This is a genomic window from Bradyrhizobium sp. AUGA SZCCT0105, assembly GCF_018129565.1.
Lineage (GTDB): Bacteria > Pseudomonadota > Alphaproteobacteria > Rhizobiales > Xanthobacteraceae > Bradyrhizobium.
On the sequence record NZ_JAFCMK010000004.1, the window covers coordinates 265,282 to 283,728 of the forward strand.

At 66.0% G+C, this 18,447-nt stretch carries 14 protein-coding genes and 1 riboswitch; of the genes, 7 read left to right on the forward strand and 7 right to left on the reverse strand.

The window, feature by feature from the left end; translation table 11 throughout:
- The first annotated feature begins 11 nt into the window (after positions 1 to 11).
- Entirely contained in the window at positions 12 to 1,328 is a 1,317-nt protein-coding gene (locus JQ573_RS20810; RefSeq protein WP_212316822.1) for an MFS transporter, read from the forward strand.
- 322 nt (positions 1,329 to 1,650) lie between these two features.
- Here the strand turns inward: JQ573_RS20810 and JQ573_RS20815 are convergent, their stop codons facing one another.
- Positions 1,651 to 3,369 carry an amidohydrolase family protein gene (locus JQ573_RS20815; RefSeq protein ID WP_212316824.1) on the reverse strand — a complete coding sequence of 573 codons (1,719 nt, stop codon included), beginning with the start codon at positions 3,367 to 3,369 and terminating at the stop codon, positions 1,651 to 1,653.
- A 365-nt stretch (positions 3,370 to 3,734) separates the two neighbouring features.
- Positions 3,735 to 5,531: a chloride channel protein gene (locus JQ573_RS20820; protein WP_212316826.1), complete on the reverse strand. Its 1,797-nt coding sequence runs from the start codon at positions 5,529 to 5,531 to the stop codon at positions 3,735 to 3,737.
- A 73-nt stretch (positions 5,532 to 5,604) separates the two neighbouring features.
- Between JQ573_RS20820 and JQ573_RS20825 the strand changes: the two genes are divergently transcribed.
- Positions 5,605 to 6,069 carry a MarR family winged helix-turn-helix transcriptional regulator gene (locus JQ573_RS20825; protein WP_212316828.1) on the forward strand — a complete coding sequence of 155 codons (465 nt, stop codon included), beginning with the start codon at positions 5,605 to 5,607 and terminating at the stop codon, positions 6,067 to 6,069.
- Between the two features lie 205 nt (positions 6,070 to 6,274).
- Positions 6,275 to 7,843 (forward strand): CYTH and CHAD domain-containing protein, encoded by a 1,569-nt coding sequence (locus JQ573_RS20830; protein WP_212316830.1) that lies wholly within the window; start codon positions 6,275 to 6,277, stop codon positions 7,841 to 7,843.
- 70 nt (positions 7,844 to 7,913) lie between these two features.
- Here JQ573_RS20830 and JQ573_RS20835 read toward each other — a convergent pair whose 3' ends face one another.
- On the reverse strand, positions 7,914 to 9,146 hold the full coding sequence (locus JQ573_RS20835) for an MFS transporter (RefSeq protein WP_212316832.1): 1,233 nt from the start codon (positions 9,144 to 9,146) through the stop codon (positions 7,914 to 7,916).
- Positions 9,147 to 9,370: 224 nt separating this feature from the next.
- Here JQ573_RS20835 and JQ573_RS20840 point away from each other — a divergent pair, with 224 nt between their 5' ends.
- Complete coding sequence (locus JQ573_RS20840; protein WP_212316835.1) at positions 9,371 to 10,618, forward strand: hypothetical protein; 1,248 nt, start codon at positions 9,371 to 9,373, stop codon at positions 10,616 to 10,618.
- 165 nt (positions 10,619 to 10,783) lie between these two features.
- Here the strand turns inward: JQ573_RS20840 and JQ573_RS20845 are convergent, their stop codons facing one another.
- Together JQ573_RS20845 and JQ573_RS20850 are read right to left on the reverse strand one after the other, a co-directional pair.
- Positions 10,784 to 10,957 (reverse strand): hypothetical protein, encoded by a 174-nt coding sequence (locus tag JQ573_RS20845; protein WP_212316837.1) that lies wholly within the window; start codon positions 10,955 to 10,957, stop codon positions 10,784 to 10,786.
- Positions 10,958 to 11,069: 112 nt separating this feature from the next.
- Positions 11,070 to 13,301 (reverse strand): TonB-dependent receptor, encoded by a 2,232-nt coding sequence (locus tag JQ573_RS20850; protein ID WP_212316839.1) that lies wholly within the window; start codon positions 13,299 to 13,301, stop codon positions 11,070 to 11,072.
- Positions 13,302 to 13,481: 180 nt separating this feature from the next.
- A riboswitch (cobalamin riboswitch) is annotated at positions 13,482 to 13,680 on the reverse strand.
- Between the two features lie 112 nt (positions 13,681 to 13,792).
- Between JQ573_RS20850 and JQ573_RS20855 the strand changes: the two genes are divergently transcribed.
- Genes JQ573_RS20855 through JQ573_RS20865 form a run of 3 tightly spaced genes read left to right on the forward strand, consistent with a single transcriptional unit; the run spans position 13,793 to position 16,442 of the window.
- Entirely contained in the window at positions 13,793 to 14,836 is a 1,044-nt protein-coding gene (locus JQ573_RS20855; RefSeq protein ID WP_212316841.1) for an iron ABC transporter permease, read from the forward strand.
- Entirely contained in the window at positions 14,833 to 15,606 is a 774-nt protein-coding gene (locus JQ573_RS20860) for an ABC transporter ATP-binding protein (RefSeq protein WP_212316843.1), read from the forward strand. The genes JQ573_RS20855 and JQ573_RS20860 overlap by 4 nt, the downstream gene beginning before the upstream one ends.
- A 5-nt stretch (positions 15,607 to 15,611) precedes the next feature.
- A complete protein-coding gene (locus JQ573_RS20865; RefSeq protein ID WP_249132144.1) occupies positions 15,612 to 16,442 on the forward strand; it encodes an ABC transporter substrate-binding protein in 831 nt (276 codons plus the stop codon).
- A gap of 177 nt (positions 16,443 to 16,619) precedes the next feature.
- On the opposite strand, the gene JQ573_RS20870 is transcribed toward JQ573_RS20865, so the two are convergent.
- Positions 16,620 to 17,660 carry an MBL fold metallo-hydrolase gene (locus JQ573_RS20870; RefSeq protein ID WP_212316847.1) on the reverse strand — a complete coding sequence of 347 codons (1,041 nt, stop codon included), beginning with the start codon at positions 17,658 to 17,660 and terminating at the stop codon, positions 16,620 to 16,622.
- Between the two features lie 326 nt (positions 17,661 to 17,986).
- On the reverse strand, positions 17,987 to 18,436 hold the full coding sequence (locus JQ573_RS20875) for a DsrE family protein (protein WP_212316849.1): 450 nt from the start codon (positions 18,434 to 18,436) through the stop codon (positions 17,987 to 17,989).
- Positions 18,437 to 18,447: the final 11 nt, after the last annotated feature.

Genomic DNA, 18,447 nt, shown 5'->3' on the forward strand with positions numbered 1-18,447 from the left:
GGGAGCCAGACATGACGACGCAACCGACGCCCAAGGGGATGTCGAAGGGGACGCCCAAAGGCGCCTGGCAAATCACCTTCCTTCTGTTCCTGTACATGGTGGTGAACTTTGCGGACAAGATCGTGGTCGGGCTTGCCGGCGTGCCGATCCGGAAGGAGATGGGTCTCACCCCGGAGCAGTTCGGCGATCTCGGCTCATCCTTCTTCTATCTGTTCTCGATCTCGGCGATCGTGGTCGGTTTCATCGTCAACCGCGTCGACACGCGTTGGGTGCTGCTGATCCTGGCGGTGATCTGGTCGCTGACGCAATTTCCGATGATCGGCACCGTCAGCCTCACGACGCTCACGATCTGCCGCATCATCCTCGGCGCCGGCGAGGGACCGGCCTTCTCGGTCGCCGCGCACGCGATCTACAAATGGTTTCCGGATGAGAAGCGCACGCTGCCGACCGCGATCCTGTCGCAGGGGTCGGCGTTTGGCGTGATCCTCGCGGTGCCCGCGCTGAACTGGATCATCGTCAATCACAGCTGGCATCACGCCTTCGGCGCGCTCGGCATCGTCGGCCTGCTCTGGACCGTCGCCTGGTTCGCGCTCGGCAAGGAAGGGCCGCTGGTGTCGACGGCTGCCGTTCTTGCCGACGAGCCACGGATTCCCTATTGGAAGCTGCTGACGTCGCGCACCTTCGTCGGCTGCGTGGTCGCGACCTTCGGCGCCTACTGGGCGTTGTCGCTCGGGCTGACCTGGTTCACCTCCTTCATCATCGAGGGGCTCGGCTTCTCGCAGCAGCAGGCCGGCTTCGTCTCGATCCTGCCCTGGATCTTCGGTGCGACGATCGTGCTCCTGACCGGCTGGATCTCGCAGCTGATGCTGGCGCGCGGCTTCACCACCCGCGGCGCGCGCGGCGTGCTCGGCTCGGTGCCTCTGATCATCGGCGGCGCCATTCTCGCAACGCTGCCCTATGCGCCGCCCGGCGCGCTGATGATCGCACTGCTGGTGATCGGCTCCGGCCTGTGCGGCTCGATCTATGTGGTGTGTCCGCCGATGCTCGGCGAGTTCACGCCGGTGTCGCAGCGCGGCGCGATCATCGCGATCTACGGCGCGCTGTACACCATCTCAGGCATCCTGGCGCCGACGGTGATGGGCAGTGTGATCCAGCACGCTGCCACGCCGATGGCCGGCTATATGAGCGGCTTCACCATCAACGCCGCAATCATGGTCGGCTCCGGCCTGCTCGGATTGCTGCTGCTGTGGCCCAACACCGAGCGTGCGCGGCTGACCGGCAGCTCGCAGCAAGCGGGCACGATCAAGGGCGCGATGTCGCCGACGTAAGGGACGTGCTGCTTCGAGCCTCCCCTGGAGGGGGAGGGTCGGATCACATTGAGCGCAACGAAATGTGAGACGGGGTGGGGTGATCTCTCAACACGGGCAGCATCCGTGTGGAGAGACCGTCACCCCACCCCGCTGCGCATTCCGCTTCGCTACATGCCCAGCGACCCTCCCCCTCCAGGGGAGGGCGGACGCGGCGGCCGCGGTTCGCGTCAATGTCGAGCTCTCTGTAGCCCGGATGAAGCGCAGCGAAATCCGGGGCCTTGCTATCCGCGGATCGAGCTGCCCCGGATTGCGCTTCGCTTCATCCGGGCTACAAGCTACCTCAATTCATGCCCTGCGCGCCGCGCACCAGCCTGCCCGGCCGCGCGCCGGTGGCCTTGCCCTCGCGCTGGGTGACCACGCCGGAGACGATGGTGGCGTCGTAGCCGTCGACCTGTTGCAACAGGCGGCGGCCGCCGACCGGCAGGTCGTAATGCACCTTCGGCGGATGCAGATGCAGCCGGTCGTAGTCGATCACGTTGACGTCGGCCTTGAAGCCGGGCGCGATCACGCCACGATCGGTGAGGCCGACCGAAAGCGCGGTCTTGCGCGACTGCGCCGCGATCACGAACGGGATCGAGAGCTTCTCGCCGCGACTGCGGTCGCGCGTCCAGTGCGTCAGCAGATAGGTCGGGAAGCTGGCATCGCAGATGATGCCGCAATGCGCACCGCCGTCGGACAGGCCGGGCACGGCGCTGGGTTCGCGCAGCATCTCATGCACGGCATCGAGATTGCCGTCGGCATAATTCAGAAACGGCACATAGAGCATGCCGCGGCCCTCGTCGGTCAGCATCGCGTCATAGGCGAGCTCTTCCGGCTGCCGGCCCTGGCGGCGCGCCTGCGGGCCGAGCGCGTTCTCCGGCGGCTGCTCATAGTCCGGCGGATTACCCAGCAGATACATCTTGTCGTAGTTCGGCCGGAAGAACAGCGGATCGTCGGTCGCCGTCGCGCTCTCGCTCAGGATCGCCGCGCGCACTTCGGGCCGCCGCAACTGCGTCAGCCGCTCGGCCAGCGGCAGCCTGGCGATTTCGCGATAGCTCGGATGGGTCTGGAACGGGTTGCGCGACAATTCCAGCCCGAGCAGCAGCCCGACCGGCCGCGCCGCGATCTGGGTCGTGATCGACAGGCCGCGGGCGGCGGCCTCATTGATGGTGTCCATGGTCTGCCGCCAGCGCCGCGGCGCCTTGTCGGCCTGGGCGACGGAGAACGAGATCGGGCACCTCGTGTTCTCGGCGACCCGCAGCATCATCGGCAGATCTTCGTGGACGGTGCTCTGGTCGAGCACGAATTGCAGCACGCTGCGGCCGACGCCGTGCATCGCGCCGGCGATCGCGGTCAATTCATCTTCGCCCGCTTTCAGCGTCGGCGTGTAGTCGCCGGTCGAAGTGCGGTGGTTGAGCGTGCGCGAGGTCGAGAAGCCCAGCGCGCCGGACCGCACCGCATCACCGGCGAGCGCCGCCATGGCCTGATTGTCCTCGGGCGTCGCGGGATCGCGGCGCGCGCCGCGCTCGCCCATCACATAGACCCGCAGCGCCGCGTGCGGCAGTTGCGCGCCGATGTCCATGTCGAAACTGCGCTTCGACAGCCACTCCATGTAGTCGGGGAAGCTTTCCCACGCCCAGGGAATGCCGGCGGAGAGCACCGGCTCCGGAATGTCCTCAACGCCTTCCATCAGCTCGATCAGCCTGCCGTGATCGCTCGGCCGGCACGGCGCGAAGCCGACGCCGCAATTGCCCATGATCGCTGTCGTGACGCCGTTCTGCGACGACGGCGTGATGTCCTGGCTCCAGGTCACCTGGCCGTCGTAATGGGTGTGGACGTCGACGAAGCCGGGCGCCACTAGTCTGCCGCGCGCGTCGATCTCTTCCTTGCCTCTTGCGGCGACCTTGCCGACTTCGGTGATCTTGCCGCCTGAGATCGCGACATCGGCTTCATAGAGGTCGCCGCCCTTGCCGTCGGCGATGTTGCCGCCGCGGATCACGAGGTCTGGGGTCGAGGTCATGGCGTTTCATCCCGTGGCTGTTCTTGGTTGCCAGCATCATGGGTGAGCCCTTGATGCTGTCAACCATCGCCGGTGAAGCTCTGGGATGCGCTGGCGGTGATTTGCCCGCGAGGATCGCGCGTTGCGCCCGGCGGAAATTTGTTCCGCCGGGGACGCCGCTGTACTCCCTCTCCCCGTTCTTACGGGGCCGAGACGAGCGAAGCTCGCTCTTAGAGGGTTGGGGTGAGGGGCCGTCTCCGCAGATGCGGTGATAGCTGAGTTCGCGGAGGCTCCCCCTCACCCGGAACGCATCTGACGATGCGTTCCGACCTCTCCCCGCACGCGGGGCGAGGTGAAACGGAGTCCACGGCTGGATTCGTGTTGCGCTACCGCGCGCCGAAGAACGATGTCTTCTGGGTCTCCTCGGCCAGCAGCCTGGCGCGCACCTGCATCAGGTCCTTCCAGCCGATATAGCCGACGAGGCGCCGATCCTCGCGCGAGATCACCGGCAGATGCGAGACGTTGACCTGCATCAGGCGGTCGGCGAGCCGATCCAGATATTCGTCGGGATAGGCGACGGTGATCTTGCTGCCCGCCAGCAGCTGGCTGAGTGTTGCGGTGCGATGCTTGCCGGCGCGGCGCCAGCGCAGCACGGACGGCGGATCGATCACCCCGAGCACGTGATGGTTGGCGTCGACGACCGGGAAGCTCGGGTGACCGGTCTTCGGGTTGGTCAGGAAGGCTGCCGCGCCGTGCAGCGTCATGGTGTCGGAAACGGTTTCGACCGCCTTGGTCATCACGTCGCGCACGCGTGTCAGCGCAAAGGGATCGACCCGGTACTCGCGCACGAGATGGTGGCCGCGCCGCGCGACCTTCTCGGTCAGGATCGAGCGCCGCATCAAGAGCACCGTGACGCCGTGCGCGGTGCCGCAGGCCGCGATCAGCGGCAGCAGCACATGGGTGTTGCCGGTGAGCTCGACCGCGAAGAAGGTCGCGGTCAGTGGCGAGCGCATCGTGCCGCCCATCGTCGCCGCCATCGCCAGCAGCGCCCAGAAGCCGGGGCTCGCGGCCGGCAAATAGCCGCTCAGCGCCGTGCCCATCGCGCCGCCCATAATCAGCAGCGGCGCCAGCACGCCACCCGACGTGCCCGAGCCGAGCGCGACCGACCAGATCACCGCCTTCACCACGAGCAGCAGCAGCGCGGCTTTCAGCACCACGTCGCCTTGCAGCATCGAAGCCAAATTGTCATAGCCGACACCGAGCGCCTGCGGTTCGATCAGCCCGCCGAGGCCGACGACCAGGCCGCCGATCAGTGGCCACCACATCCAGTGGATCGGCAGCCTGAGGAAAGTGTCCTCGCAGCCATAGACCAGCTGGGTGAGCACACCCGACAGCAGCCCGGAGAGGATTCCGATCAGCATCCAGGCGCCGAGCTGGAGCACGGAGATGTCGACGCTGCCCGTGAACGGAAACAGCGGCGCGGGCATGTGCAGGAAGGTGCGCCCGACCGCTGCCACCACGGCGGCGACGGTGACGGGAATGAAGCTGCGCGGCGTCCATTCGAACAGCAGGAGTTCGACCGCCAGCATGATCGCGGCGATCGGCGTTCCGAACACCGTGGTCATGCCGGCGGCGGCGCCGGCCACAAGCAGGGTCTTGCGCTCGTTGTCCGTGACGGGGAGCATCTGCGCGATCAGCGAGCCGATCGCGCCGCCCGTCATGATGATCGGGCCCTCAGCGCCGAACGGGCCGCCGGTGCCGATTGATACCGCCGACGACAAAGGCTTCAGGATCGCCACCTTGGGATCGAGCCGCGAACGACCCAGCAAGATGGCCTCGATGGCTTCCGGAATGCCGTGCCCGCGGATCTTCTCGCTGCCGAAGCGTGCCATCAGGCCGATGATCAGCGAACCCGCGACTGGCACCAGCACGGTCCAGAGGCCAAGCGGCGAGTCCTGCAATTTCAGGTCGGCGAAGCTGAATTGGCCGAAATAGGCGATGTTGGTGGCAAGCTTGATCAGTTGCAGCAGTCCCGCACCGGCCAGCACGCCGGCGGCGGAGACGAACACGGCGATCGCCGAAATCACCACGACGCGCGGATCGGTGGTGAAGTCGCTTAGCAGGTGGCTGGCCTTGTCGCCGATTTTGGCGGAGGTGCTCGACTTGGTGGAAATGATGCTCATGGGTGGCGTAAGGCTCGGGTGCATGGACGCGGGCGTCATATCGCATTGCGATATAATTACAAGGAGACATCGAATGGCAGCGTTGAAAAGACCCGCGAAGTCGCAGGCCAAGACACCGAACAGGGCCCGAAAACGGGTTCCCAGCCAGGCCGATTACGAGGCGCTGTCGCAATTTCGCTATCTGATCCGTCGTTTTCTGGAATTCAGCCAGGACGCGGCGAAAGCCGAGGGCCTGACGCCGCGGCAGCATCAGGCTCTTCTGGCGATCAGGGGCTATCCGGGCGGCGGGCCGGTGACGATCGGCGATCTGGCCGAGCGGCTGCGGCTTCGTCACCACACCACGGTCGAACTCGCCGACCGGTTGTCGGAGGCCGGGCTGGTCGAGCGCGTGCTCGATCCCGCCGACCAGCGACGGGTGCTGCTGAAGCTAACAGGCCTCGCGGCCGATCATCTCGCCGAACTGTCTGCGGTTCATCTCGATGAGCTGTCGCGGATCGAGCCGCTCTTGAAGCAGGTGCTGTCGCGGCGATCGGAATGAATTCGTGCTGCGCATAACGCTTCGCGCCCGCGCAGCGCGCTTCTCGCGCTTGGATCGCGATGCGGCCAAATCCAACCTAAAGGCGTAGTTTTAGATACAATTCGCGGCCAACGCAGGCTGCAATGGCGCGATATGCCTTGTCATTGTCATGAAACCTTCATAGACCATGGCGGGGGCGATATCATCAGATGGACGGCGGCCGGTCGTGACCGATGCGGGGACTCCCATTGCCGTCAGGCATGGCGATCAGGCGGAAATCGAACTCAAGCTGCTTGCGCCGCAAGGAAGCCTCGAAAAACTGCGCGAGGCAGCCTGCATCGTGCAGCATGCGCGCAATCGCGGTGCATTTCACCGGCTGGAGACGGTCTATTACGACACGCCGGAGCGGCTGCTGTTTCAGCATGGCATGTCGCTGCGCGTGCGACGCAGCGGCAAGACCTTCGTCCAGACGCTGAAGCTTGCGCCGAATGGCGCGCAGCCCCTGATGCGACGCCAATGGGAGGCGGCGGTTGAAGGCATCGCCCCTGATCTGGCGCGGTTCCCCGCCGACGAGATCGGCGATCCCGTGGCGGCGCTGAGCAACGTTGCACTGGTGCCGGTGTTCGCGACAAAAGTGCGCCGCCACGCGCGGCAGCTCGATCTGCCCGATGCGTCGGTTGAGATCGCATTCGACGAGGGCACGATCGAGGCCGACGCGCGCCGGGAGGTGCTGTCGGAAATCGAGCTTGAACTGAAGAGCGGCAATGCCGGCGTCCTGTTCGATCTCGGAACCCAGTTGCTCGATGCAGCACCGCTGCAGATCGGCACGCGCAGCAAGGCGGAACGCGGCTACGCGCTCGCGTTCGATGTCGCACCGTCGGCAGCGAAGGCCGAGTTGCCAGGCATCACCGCGGAGCTTGCGGTCGACGACGTCATCGCGCTGTTGGTGGGCTCCTGCTGGCACCATCTTTTGAGAAATCACGCGGTGGCCGAGCAGGGATCGGACCCCGAAGGCGTGCACCAGATGCGCGTGGCCTTGCGACGCTTGCGGACGATCTGCGCGCTGTTCCGGCGCGACATTCCATCGCCGGCATTCCTGGCGATCAACAGCGAAGCAAAATGGCTGATGCGGCAACTCGGCAAGGCCCGGGATTGGGACGTGTTCGCCGAGACGACGATCAACCGCCTGGTCAGCGCGGTTCCGGATATCGATCTGGATGGCCTCCGCCAGGCAGTTCAACAGCAACGGAAATCGAGCTACGGGACCTTGCAAAGCGTCCTGGCTGACCCCCGATGCAGCCGTTTCCTGCTCTCGCTCGGGCATTTGGTGGAACGCCGCGGTTGGCGCAACGAGATCGACAGCGAAGCGCTGGCTGTGCTGTCGCAGCCAATGCCGGTGCTCGCCGATCAAATTCTGGAACGATTGCATCGCAAGACATTGAAGCGAGGTGCGCGCTTCCGGCGGCTCGATATCCACGCACAGCACAATCTCAGGATCAACCTCAAGAAGTTGCGCTATGCGGCGGAGTTCTTCCTGCCGCTCTATGCGGCCCACGCGCCGGCGAAGCGCTACGTGAAGCGGCTCGCCGGGCTGCAGACCAGTCTGGGGCGGGTCTGCGACATCGGCAGCACGCGCGTGTTGCTCCACACCATCGCGCAGGACGACCAGCCTGCGCTTCACCTCGGCATCGGCGCGATGGCCGGCTGGCTGGCCCGCGATCAGATCGCGGTGGCGAAAGCGCTGCGCAAGAGCTGGCGGCGGTTCAAGACGACGCCCGCATTCTGGGGCCGGTGAGTTCGGCAGCAGCGTGGATCGTCGCGTCTTCCTTGGACGAACGCTCGATGCGGTTTGGAGCAAGCGTGCCCTAACGGGGCTGCGCCTGGATCGCAAGTGCAGAGGCCTGCGGCTTGCGCTCGGTGACCAACGCAAGCAGCACGGTCAGCACCATGAAGACCGCCGAGGCGCCGAACACCCAGTGCGGCATGTGCTGGTCCATGATCCAGCCGAACAGCAGCGGGCTGACGATGCCGCCGAAGTTGAAGCCGGTGGAGACGATGCCGAAGGCGCGGCCGGCGGCACCGGGAGGCGCGGCGTTGCGCACCATCATGTCGCGGGACGGCGCGATCACGCCGCCGAGGAACCCGGCAAGCCCCATCGCGAGGGTCAGCGCGACCGGCGGCAGGTTCATCAGCGCAATCAGCAGCACCAGCACGGCATTGACCGCGAAGCAGGCCGCGGCGAGTTGGCTGTGGCGGTGGGTCCAGTCGGCGAGATAGCCGCCGGCGAGCACGCCCGCCGCGCTGGCGCCGAGGAACGCGGTGAGCGCGATGTTGGCGGTCGAGAACGACGCGCCGTAGCCGCCCATCAGCGCGACCACGCCGAAATTGTTGATGCCCGAGGTCGACAGGCTGAGCAGCGTGAAGAACGCCGTCAGCACCATCAGCGCCGGCGTGATCACGCTGGCCTTCGCTGCCGCGTCGTCCTTCGGCTTGTTCTTGTTGGCGCCGGCATCGGGAATGCCGAGCACGATCAGGAACAGCGCCACCAGCGGGCCGACCGCGCCGGCCACGATCAGCGCGCCGGGGCCGCCGATCGAGGCGACCAGCGCCGCCATGATCGCAGGCGCCACCGCGCCGCCGAGGAAGCCGGCAAAGGTGTGGATCGAGAAGGCGCGGCCCATCCGCGCCTCGTCCATATGGGCCGAGAGGATCGCGTAGTCAGCCGGATGATAGACGCTGTTGGCGAGGCCAAGCGCCACGGCACAGACGATCAGCGACGTATAGCTCAGATGCAGTCCGAGCCCGATCAGCGCGCAGCCGCCGATGGTCAGCCCGATCAGCAGGATCTTGCGCGCGCCGATATGGTCGGCGAGGTAGCCGATCGGCGCTTGGGTCAGGCCCGACACCACCGCAAACGCCGTCAGCGCGAAACCGAGTTCGACATAGCCGACGCCGAGCTGCTGCTTCAGGAACGGGAACAGCATCGGCAGCACGAAGATATGGAAATGGCTGACCCAGTGGGCGACCGAAATCCCCGTCAGCGTGCGCAGCGCGCTGTCGGCTTTCGCTTGCTGCGGTGCGGCCAGAATGTCGACCATGTCAGTGAAGCCCCAATTCCAAAGCGTTTTCGAGCGAAGTGGGTACCGGTTCGCGTGACGAAAACGCGTCAAAAAAAAGCCCGGCAGGGCCGGCAGAAAATAAAGGCTGGCCGCTAATTGTCCATGAACGCGGGCGCATGGCTGCCCCCGGCGCGGGCGTGCCGGATCGACACATGCGGCATTAAAGGCGGCGACAAAGTGTGGTCCTGCGGTGATGATCGGCCATGATCGACGCCAAAAAGCCGCTCCGGGTGCTTGTGTCAGAGGGCTCCAGCACCTCCGGCCGCGAGGCGATCACGATCCTGGGGCTGGCCGGCCATCACGTCGAGATCTGTGACCCCTCGCGCTGGTGCCTGGCGCGTTATTCCCGCTTTGTCCGCAAATACCATCATTGTCCGCCGCTGCGGTCAGATCCGGCCGGCTTCCTCCGCTTCGTCGAGCGGCTGTTGGCGTCGCGGCATTTCGATGTGCTGCTGCCGACCCACGAGCAGGGCTTCTTGTTCGCCCGCGCCGCGGCGCGGCTGACATCGCGGACCGGCCTGGCGCTGCCGGATTTCGACAGCTATCGCGCGGTGCACAGCAAGGCTGGCTTCAGCCGGCTGCTCGACCAACTCGGCCTGCCGCAGCCGCCGACCCGGATCGTGCGCTCGGCCGACGGACTGCGCGAGGCGGTGCGGTTTCCATCCGTGGTCAAGACATCGGTCGGCACCGCCAGCCGCGGCGTCTGGTTCGTGCGCGATGCAGGTGATCTCAATCGCGCGCTCTATGATCTCGAATCCGCCGGTGACTTTGCCGGCGAGGTGCTGGCGCAGGATCTCATTACCGGCACGGTCGAGAAGGCCCAGTCGGTGTTCTGCCGCGGTACGCTGACTGGCTTCCACGCCTACCGGCAGATCGCGGCCGGCGTCGGCGGCGGCGAGGCGATCAAGGAGAGCGTGAGCCGGCCGGCGATCCGCGCCGCGCTCGAGACCATCGGCGCGCATCTCGGCTGGCACGGCGCGCTCTCGGTCGACGTCATCATGCCGCTCGACAGCGCAACGCCGCTGTTGATCGACTGCAATCCGCGGCTGGTCGAACCTGTCAACGCGTACCGGTCGGGCACCGATCTGGTCGACCTGCTGCTGCGCGTCTCGCTCGGCGAGACACCGGCGCCGCTGGCCGAGAGCCGTGCCGGGGTGCGGACGCATCTCGCGATGCAGGCGCTGCTCGGCAGCGCATCGCGCGACGGCACGCGGCGCGACCTGATCAGGGAATGCGGCCGCATCGCCGCGGGCGAGGGTCTCTATCGGGGAAGCAGCGAGGAGTTGACGCCGGTGCGGCTCGATTGGCTCAGTGCCGTGCCGCTGGCGATGACGACAGTGCTGCTACTGGCATCGCCGCCGATCGCCTCATCGCTGGCGCGCGGTGGCTTTGGCGCGCATCTGCTCGATCGCGCGAGTATCAGGAAGATCGAGGCTAAGGATTTCTGCTAACCCCATTCTCGTCGTCCCGGGCAAGCGAAGCGCGACCCGGGACCCATAACCACCGCTGGCGATTGTTGTGCATCGCTGGGCCACAGCGTGTTTCAACAACCCGACCCTGTGGTTATGGGTCCCAGCTTTCGCCGGGACGACGTGGGGATGGATATCGCTCATCCCTCACAACGGCTCGTCATCATTGCCGTAGCGATCGACCTTCGGCGTGGCGATGTCGCCGTCCTCGTAATAATCGTCGTCCTGTGGTGCCGCGGGCGGCGGAGGCTTTTTCGACTTGTCGTCGGTCTTGTCGTCGATCTTGCCGCTGCCCTTGCTCTTCTTTCCGGCCTTGGCCATGCGTTTCCCCTGCGCGGGTCAAATCAGCAGCCGGAATTCTACCCCAGTTCGTCGGTGCTTGTAACGTGAGGAGATGGCGCGGCCGGGTCACACCCGCCACGACCATCATGCCCTAGAACGTCGCGCCCGCCTTGACCATGTAGGTGCGGCCGGGCAGCGGATAGGCCGAGAAGCGGCCGGCCGTGAACGAGCTCGCGATGGCGTAGTCGTAGTACAGCGCGTTGAACAGATTGTTCACGCTGAGCGACCAGAAGAAGCGGTCAACTTGCCCGCTGAGCTTCAGATCGGCGGTGGCGTTGCCAGGAATCCGGTTCTGGGTGTTGGCCTGGTCGTTGTCCATGATGCGCGAGCTCCAGGCCCGCACCGTGGCATCGAACACCAGATAGTTCTGCCAGATGTTCCAGGTCACGCCGAGATTGCCGGTATAGCGCGACACCAGCGGAACGTCGTTGCCGGCCCATATGCCTTCGCGGAACACGGCGCGGGTGATCGCCATGCCGCCGCGCAACGTCACGGTGTCGCTGACCTTGAGCGAGGCGCTGGTCTCCGAGCCGTAGCGGCGGGTGGGGTCGAGGTTGACGTTGTAGAACAACAACGGGTTGAAATGGATCTCGTTCTCGAGATCCATCAGATAGAGGCTGGTCTGCACCTGAAACAGGTTGGTCTTGACGCGGAAGCCGCCCTCGACGTCCTGCGACGTCTGGGTCTTGAGCTGGAAGTTCTGCGGGATCGGGGCGAAGGTCAGCGGGTCGAATGACGGACCCGATGCGACGCGCTCGTCGACATCGGGCGTGCGGAATGCGCGCGCGGCGCGGCCGAACACCGAGAAGGTCTCGGTGAAGCGATGCTCGGCGCCGATATGCAGCGCGTATTGGGTCTCGTTGCTGTCGAGCGGCGCCGCCTGCGTGTCGAACGCAAACGGTGCATTCGGATCGTAGCGGTCGCGTGCCGACACGCTCGTGTTCTGGACGCGCGCGCCGTAGGAGAAGTCGGTCGTCGGCAGCAGGCCGATCGTGTGCTGCCAGTACCCGGCGACGGTCTGCTGCTCGATATTGTAGATGTGGTAGGGATCGACGCCCTGATAGGCGCCGCGTGCCTCGCGGAACGTCGAATCGTAATAGTCGATGCCGGTCAGGATCGTGGACGGCATCCCGAGCATGACGTTCTTGACGCTGAGGCGCGGCGTGATCGACCAGGTCTGCAGCGCGGCATCATTGTAGGTCGAGGCGAAGCTGATCGTCGGCACGGTGCCGAAGAAGCCGCTTTGCGTCTCGCGCTGGCGCCAGCCGCCATCGACGATGAGGTCGACGCCGTTCATCAGCGTCTTGGTGAAGCCGGCAGTGACGCTGGCGGTTTGCTGATTGGCGTAGTCGAACGGCGTCGCCGCGCCGCGGCGGTCGGTGAGCAGCTCGTTGACGCCGATCGACGGATCGACCAGCCGTCCGCCGGGCAGGCCGAGCTTCTGGTCGCTGCCGGTGACGGTGAGGAAGGCGGTGAGATCCGATGTCGTGTAGTTGACGTTGCCGACGGCGTTGCGCTGGTCGAGCGCGTTGTTGACGCGGTAGCCGTCGGACTTGATGCCGTTGCCGTAGAACGAGGTCGACCACGGTCCGGAATTGAGTGCCGCGGACACCGCGGCCATGCGGGTGTTGAACGAGCCGAAGCCGCCTTCGGCCCGGATCGTGGCCGGCGGACCGCCGGCGCCGGTCTTGGTGATGATGTTGACCACGCCGCCTACCGCGTTGTCGCCGTAGAGAACCGCGCCGCTGTTGCCGCGCGTGATCTCGATGCGTTCGATCGAATCGAGCGGGATCGTGGTGAGATCGAAGCCGGCCTTGTCGACGTCGTTGAGGCGGCGGCCGTTGAGCAGGAACAGGGTATTGTCGGAGGCGAATGCGCCGAAGCCGCGCAGGTCGACCGCGGTCTTGGCGCCGTTCGGGCCGCCATAAAGCGATTGCAGCTGCACGCCCGGCGCCTGCGCGAGAATCTCGGGCAGCGACGGCACCGGCGAATGCGCGATGTCGTCGGCCGTGATCACCGTCGAGGAAGAGCCGACGATGCCGGCGAACTGGCGGCCGCCGCCACCGGTGCCGCCCGTTCCGGTGCCGCCCGTTCCGGTGGCCAGTCCGGTCCCTGTCGTGTTCGATCCTGCTCCGCTGCCCACATTGTTGCCTTGCGCGGTGCCCGGCGCCGGGCGGCGCGGCGCCGGCGCTTCGTCAGCGGCCGGCTTGGCGCGCGTAAAATTCTGGTCGCCCGGCTTGGTGATTTCGATGGCCGGCAGCTGATTGGGAGAGGGCACCTGCTGCGCCCGTGCGGTCGAGAGAACGATTGTCGGCGCGATCATCGTCGACGCGAGCAGAAGCGCGCGGCGGCGCCGGGAGGAAGAGTTGGAGAACATCTAAGTGAGACCTCGGTAACGTCAGTGGCACGTCACCGCGAACCAGTCTCACCATCGTGCTCGCAGGCTCAGCTGCTTGCAGCCTCAAGTGAAGCTCATGCCTGTACTCCCCGACCGGCATCTTCGCGTGTGACCACGGCTGACGGCAGGTCTCCTGGCTCGCGGGTCGTTACCCTTCGTCGCCTTCCCAGGACCGAGATTCCCAGTGGCCTGTGACGAAGGATTCACCGCATACAGTTGCGGGGGCAGCCGCGGCGTTGGGGAAGTTTCCCCGCACCGCATTCCCTTTTCATCTCATGAAAGAACCGTCATGTTCATCTAGGGTTCGGCTGGGCAGCAAAGTCAATCCGGCGGAGGTCGGGCGGCTGCCAGGTGGCCACGGTTTTTGTTGAGTGTCGCTTGTCTGCCACGGCGATCGCTGTAAGAGCATGGATCCAATGAGCGTGCAGGATTTTGCCTTGGCGGCCGAGGTCGCGGCGCGGCGCCGGTGGGGCGCCACCGCGGCGCTGCTCGCGCTCGTGGTGCTGCTGCTGGTGCTCTCGCTCGGCATCGGGCCGGTGCGGCTGTCGCCGCTTGCGGTGATCGAGGCGCTGTTCGGCGGCGGCAGCGACGTGGCGCAGGTGATCGTGCGCGAGATCCGGCTGCCGCGCACCATTCTGGCATTCGCGATCGGCGGTATTCTCGGGCTATCGGGCGCAGCGCTGCAGGGCCTGCTGCGCAATCCGCTGGCCTCGCCGTCGCTGTTCGGCGCGCCGCAATCGGCGGCATTCGGTGCAGTGCTGGTGATCGCGCTGGGCGTGGCCGATGTGCGTTCCTATGCACTGCCGGTGGTGGCGATCATCGCCGCGTTCGGTTCAGTGTTCGCGCTGCTTGCGATCGCCGGCCGCAATGCCGGGCTGCTGATTCTGATCCTCGCGGGACTCGCGATCTCGAGCTTTGCGGGAGCTGCGACGGCGCTGGTGATGAATCTCTCCAGCAATCCGTTCGTGGTGCTGGAGATCGCATTCTGGCTGCTCGGTTCGCTGGAGGACCGCAGCTTCCAGCACGTGGCGCTGGCGCTGCCCTTCATCATCGCGGGCGCTGCCGTCCTGCTCAGCCAGGCGAACGCGTTCCGCGCGCTGACGCTCGGCGAGGAGGCGGCGCAGAGCCTCGGCGTCGATGTCGGACGGCTAAGGTTGCTTGTGATCACGGGCGTGGCGCTCGGTGTCGGCGGCGCGGTCGCCGTTACCGGCACGATCGGCTTCATTGGCCTCGTCGCGCCGCATCTGATGCGCCCCCTGATCGGTCACGATCCGGCGCGGCTCCTGGTGCCGAGCGCGCTCACCGGTTCGGCGCTGCTGCTCGCCGCCGATATCGCGGTGCGCATCATCCCCTCGACGTCGGATATCAAGGTCGGCGTGCTGACCTCGATCATCGGCGTGCCGTTCTTCCTCTATCTGATCATGCGCGAACGCCGCGCGCTCGGCGGAGGCGTGGCATGACGCTACTCTCCGCCACCGCTCTCAACGCTTCTCTCGGCAGCCGCAAGGTGCTGCACGATGTCTCGCTGTCGCTGGAAGCGGGCCATCTGGTCGCGCTGGTCGGCCCGAACGGCGCCGGCAAGACCACGCTGCTGCGCGCGCTCGCTGGACTAATTCCATCCGGTGGCGACATCAGGATCGACGGCGACGCGCTGGCCTCGCTGTCGCTGCGCGATCGCGCGAAGCGCTTTGCGTATCTGCCGCAGGGGCACACGGTGCACTGGCCGCTGCCGGCGCGCGATATCGTGGCGCTCGGTCGCTATCCGCATGGCGCGACCGATCCGGCGCGGCTGTCGCCGAGGGATATCGAGGCGGTGCTGCGGGCGATGCAGGCGGTCGACGTCACCGAATTCGGCGATCGCCGCGTCACCGAGCTCTCCGGCGGCGAGCGCAGCCGCGTCGCGCTGGCCCGGGTGCTGGCGGTCGAAGCGCCGGTGATTCTCGCCGACGAGCCAACCGCCTCGCTCGATCCGCGTCATCAGATCGACGTGATGCAGAAGCTGCGCAACGTCGCCGACACCGGCGTGCTCGTCATCGTGGTAACGCACGATCTCGGGCTTGCCGCGCGCTTTGCCGATCACGTGCTGGTGCTGTCGGACGGGCGGCTGGCGGCGCAAGGCGCGCCCGCTGAAGCGCTGTCCGAGAGCGTGCTGGCTAGCGTGTTCCGCGTCAGCGCCTACCGCGCCGAATTTCAGCGCGAGGCCGTCATCGTGCCATGGGCGGATGTCTGATGAGGATGCAGCGTCTCGCAGCGATGGCCGCAGCGGCATGGCTGATCTTGTGCGCTGCCGCGTCCGCCGCCGGACCGCGCATCGTCTCGATGAATGTCTGCAGCGACCAGCTCGTGCTGTCGCTGGTCGACCCGGACCAGATCCTGGGCCTCAGCCGCTTTTCCCGTGATGCCTGGCAATCCTGGGCCGCCGAGCAGGCGCGAAACTATCCACTTCTGTCCGGCGAGGCCGAGGACGTACTGCTGCTCAAGCCCGACCGCGTCGTGGTCAGCCTGTTCGACAAGCGCGCGACGCGCGATCTCCTGAAGGCCAACGGATTGCACCTCGTCGAACTCACGGTGCCGCGCACGCTGGACGAGGTAAAAGATCAGATCCGCGCGATGGGCGATGTCGTGCGGCATCCGGATCGCGCAGAGGCCGAGATCTCGCGCCTCGATGCGGCGATCGCGCGGGCCCGGGCGGTGGCGGATGGTCATCACTATCGGGTGCTGCCGGTGGAGCGCCGCGGCTTTGTCCCCGGTGACAGCAGCCTGATCAGCTCGCTGCTGACGGCAACCGGCCTCACCAACGCGGCCGGCGAACTCGGCGTCGGCGCAGGTGGATTTGCCTCGCTGGAGGTAATTGTAAAGCTGCGGCCGGATTTCATCCTGGTGTCGGAGGCGGGCGATCGCGCCGAGGATGAGGGCCGCGCCTTCCTGCTGCATCCGGCGCTGGAGCGCTTCTATCCGGCCGACAAGCGGATCGTGCTGCCGGAGCGGCTCACGGTGTGCGGCGGCGTGATGCTGGCGGATGCGTTGGATCGGCTGACGGAAGAACTCAAGCGCGTGGCGCGGTAGTTGATGTGCCCGCGATCTACGTTCCGTCATCCTGAGGTGCGAGCGAAGCGAGCCTCGAAGGATGCACGGCCCGGATATCTCCAAATGTTCGCGGAGGGAGCGGGGCCGTCGCCCTTCGAGGCTCGCTTCGCTCGCACCTCAGGGTGACGGTGATAGAAATTGTGCGCGGCTAACGGCTTACCCCATCACCACCGGCCCGCCGGCCTTCTTCCACGCATCGATGCCGCCTTCGATATGGGCGGTGTTCGCCAGCCCTGCTTTCTTCGCGGCGGCTACGGCCATCGCCGAGCGCTCACCGAAGGCGCAGAAGAACACGACGCGGCGGCCGGTCGCGGCCGCGACTTCGCGCAGCATGCCGCCGGGCTGCAACGTGGCGCAAATCCCGGGATAGGGCGCGTGCAGGGCGCCGGGCAGCATGCCGTGCTTGGCCCGCTCGCCGCTCTCGCGCAAATCGACCAGCAGGATATCGGGCCGGCCGAGGCTCGCGATGGCGTCTCGCGCGCTGAGGGAGAGGCCTTCCTTGGCCAACTGGTCCTGGTGCAGGCCGACATGCATGTTGGCGGGCACCGCGACGTCCATCATCTTTGGATTTGGGAGATGAAGGTTGTTCATCAGCTCGACATAGTCGTCGATCGATTTCACCTGCAGCCGCGGATTGTAGCGCTTCTCCTCGCCGATCGTGGAGACGGTGTCGCCCTTGTAGTCATGCGCGGGGAACACCATGGTCTCTTCCGGCAGCTTGAGCAGGCGGTTGAAGATCGAATCATACTGCGCCCGCGCGCTGCCGTTCTGGAAATCGGTGCGGCCGGTGCCGCGGATCAAGAGCGTGTCGCCGGTGAAGACGCGGTCGCCCATCAGATAGCTATAGGAATCGTCGGTGTGACCGGGCGTGTACAGCGCTTCGAGGCAGAGCCCTTCGATCGTCACCTTGTCGCCGTCGGAGACGCGCATCGACACCACGTCGGCCTTGCTCTGCTCGCCCATGATGGTGATGCATTGCGTGCGGTCGCGCAGTTCGCCGAGGCCGGTGACGTGATCGGCATGCAGGTGCGTGTCGACCGCCTTGACCAGCCGGAGGTCGAGTTCCTGCAGCAGCTTGCAGTAGCGGTCGGCCTTCTCCAGCACCGGATCGAGGATCAGCGCCTCGCCGCCGGCGCGGCTCGCGAGCAGATAGCTGTAGGTGCCGGACACGCTGTCGAAGAGCTGGCGAAAGATCATGACGGCTTTCCTGTTCTCCGGGTCGAGTCGTGAAGAGGATATTATTCCATAGATAGGGTGGATTCAAAGCAAATCCATCCCCCGGGGACCAATCCGGCTTCGTCAGCTCAGGATGACAGGGTGATTGCTCAGCTTGCTCGGTGTCATCACCCGCGCATGCGGGTGATCCAGTATCCCAGAGACGCCGGTGCATGAGGCGAGAGGCCGCGGCGTACTGGATCGCCCGGTCCATGTGCGCAATTGCGCACAGGCCGGGCGATGACGGCGGTGGACGAGGATATAGCCTCACATCCTCGCAGGATGACGGTTCTGGATGGAGCGCACAATCAAGGCCGGACGTAACTCCAGCCCTGCTCCTGCAGCTCCATCAGATGGACCACGCCCGACGGTACGATGGTGGCGTCGGGGACGACGGAGATTGCGTGGCCCTCGGCCTTCTCCATGCCCTGCCTGGTATTGTTGCAGGCGGAGAACTGGATCTTGCCGGGGAAGACGAGATCCTTGAGCCGCCTGATGCGGTCCTGCACCGGCGAGGTATCGCTGCGCAGCATGTGCAGGCCGGGGCCGTAGGTGATGATGTCGACGTCCACGTCCTCGTTCCTGGCGCGGTAATATTCGATCGCGTTGTTGAGCGCGAGATTCATGATCTGCGGGTCGTTCTGGTCGACCTGGATCGTGATGCGGTGCGGCTTGTCGGCGGCGAGTGCGCTCGCTGTGAAGGCAAGCGAAAGCACGGCGGCGGCGGCGAGACGGCGAAGCATGGCAGGGTCTCTCATGTGACTGCCGC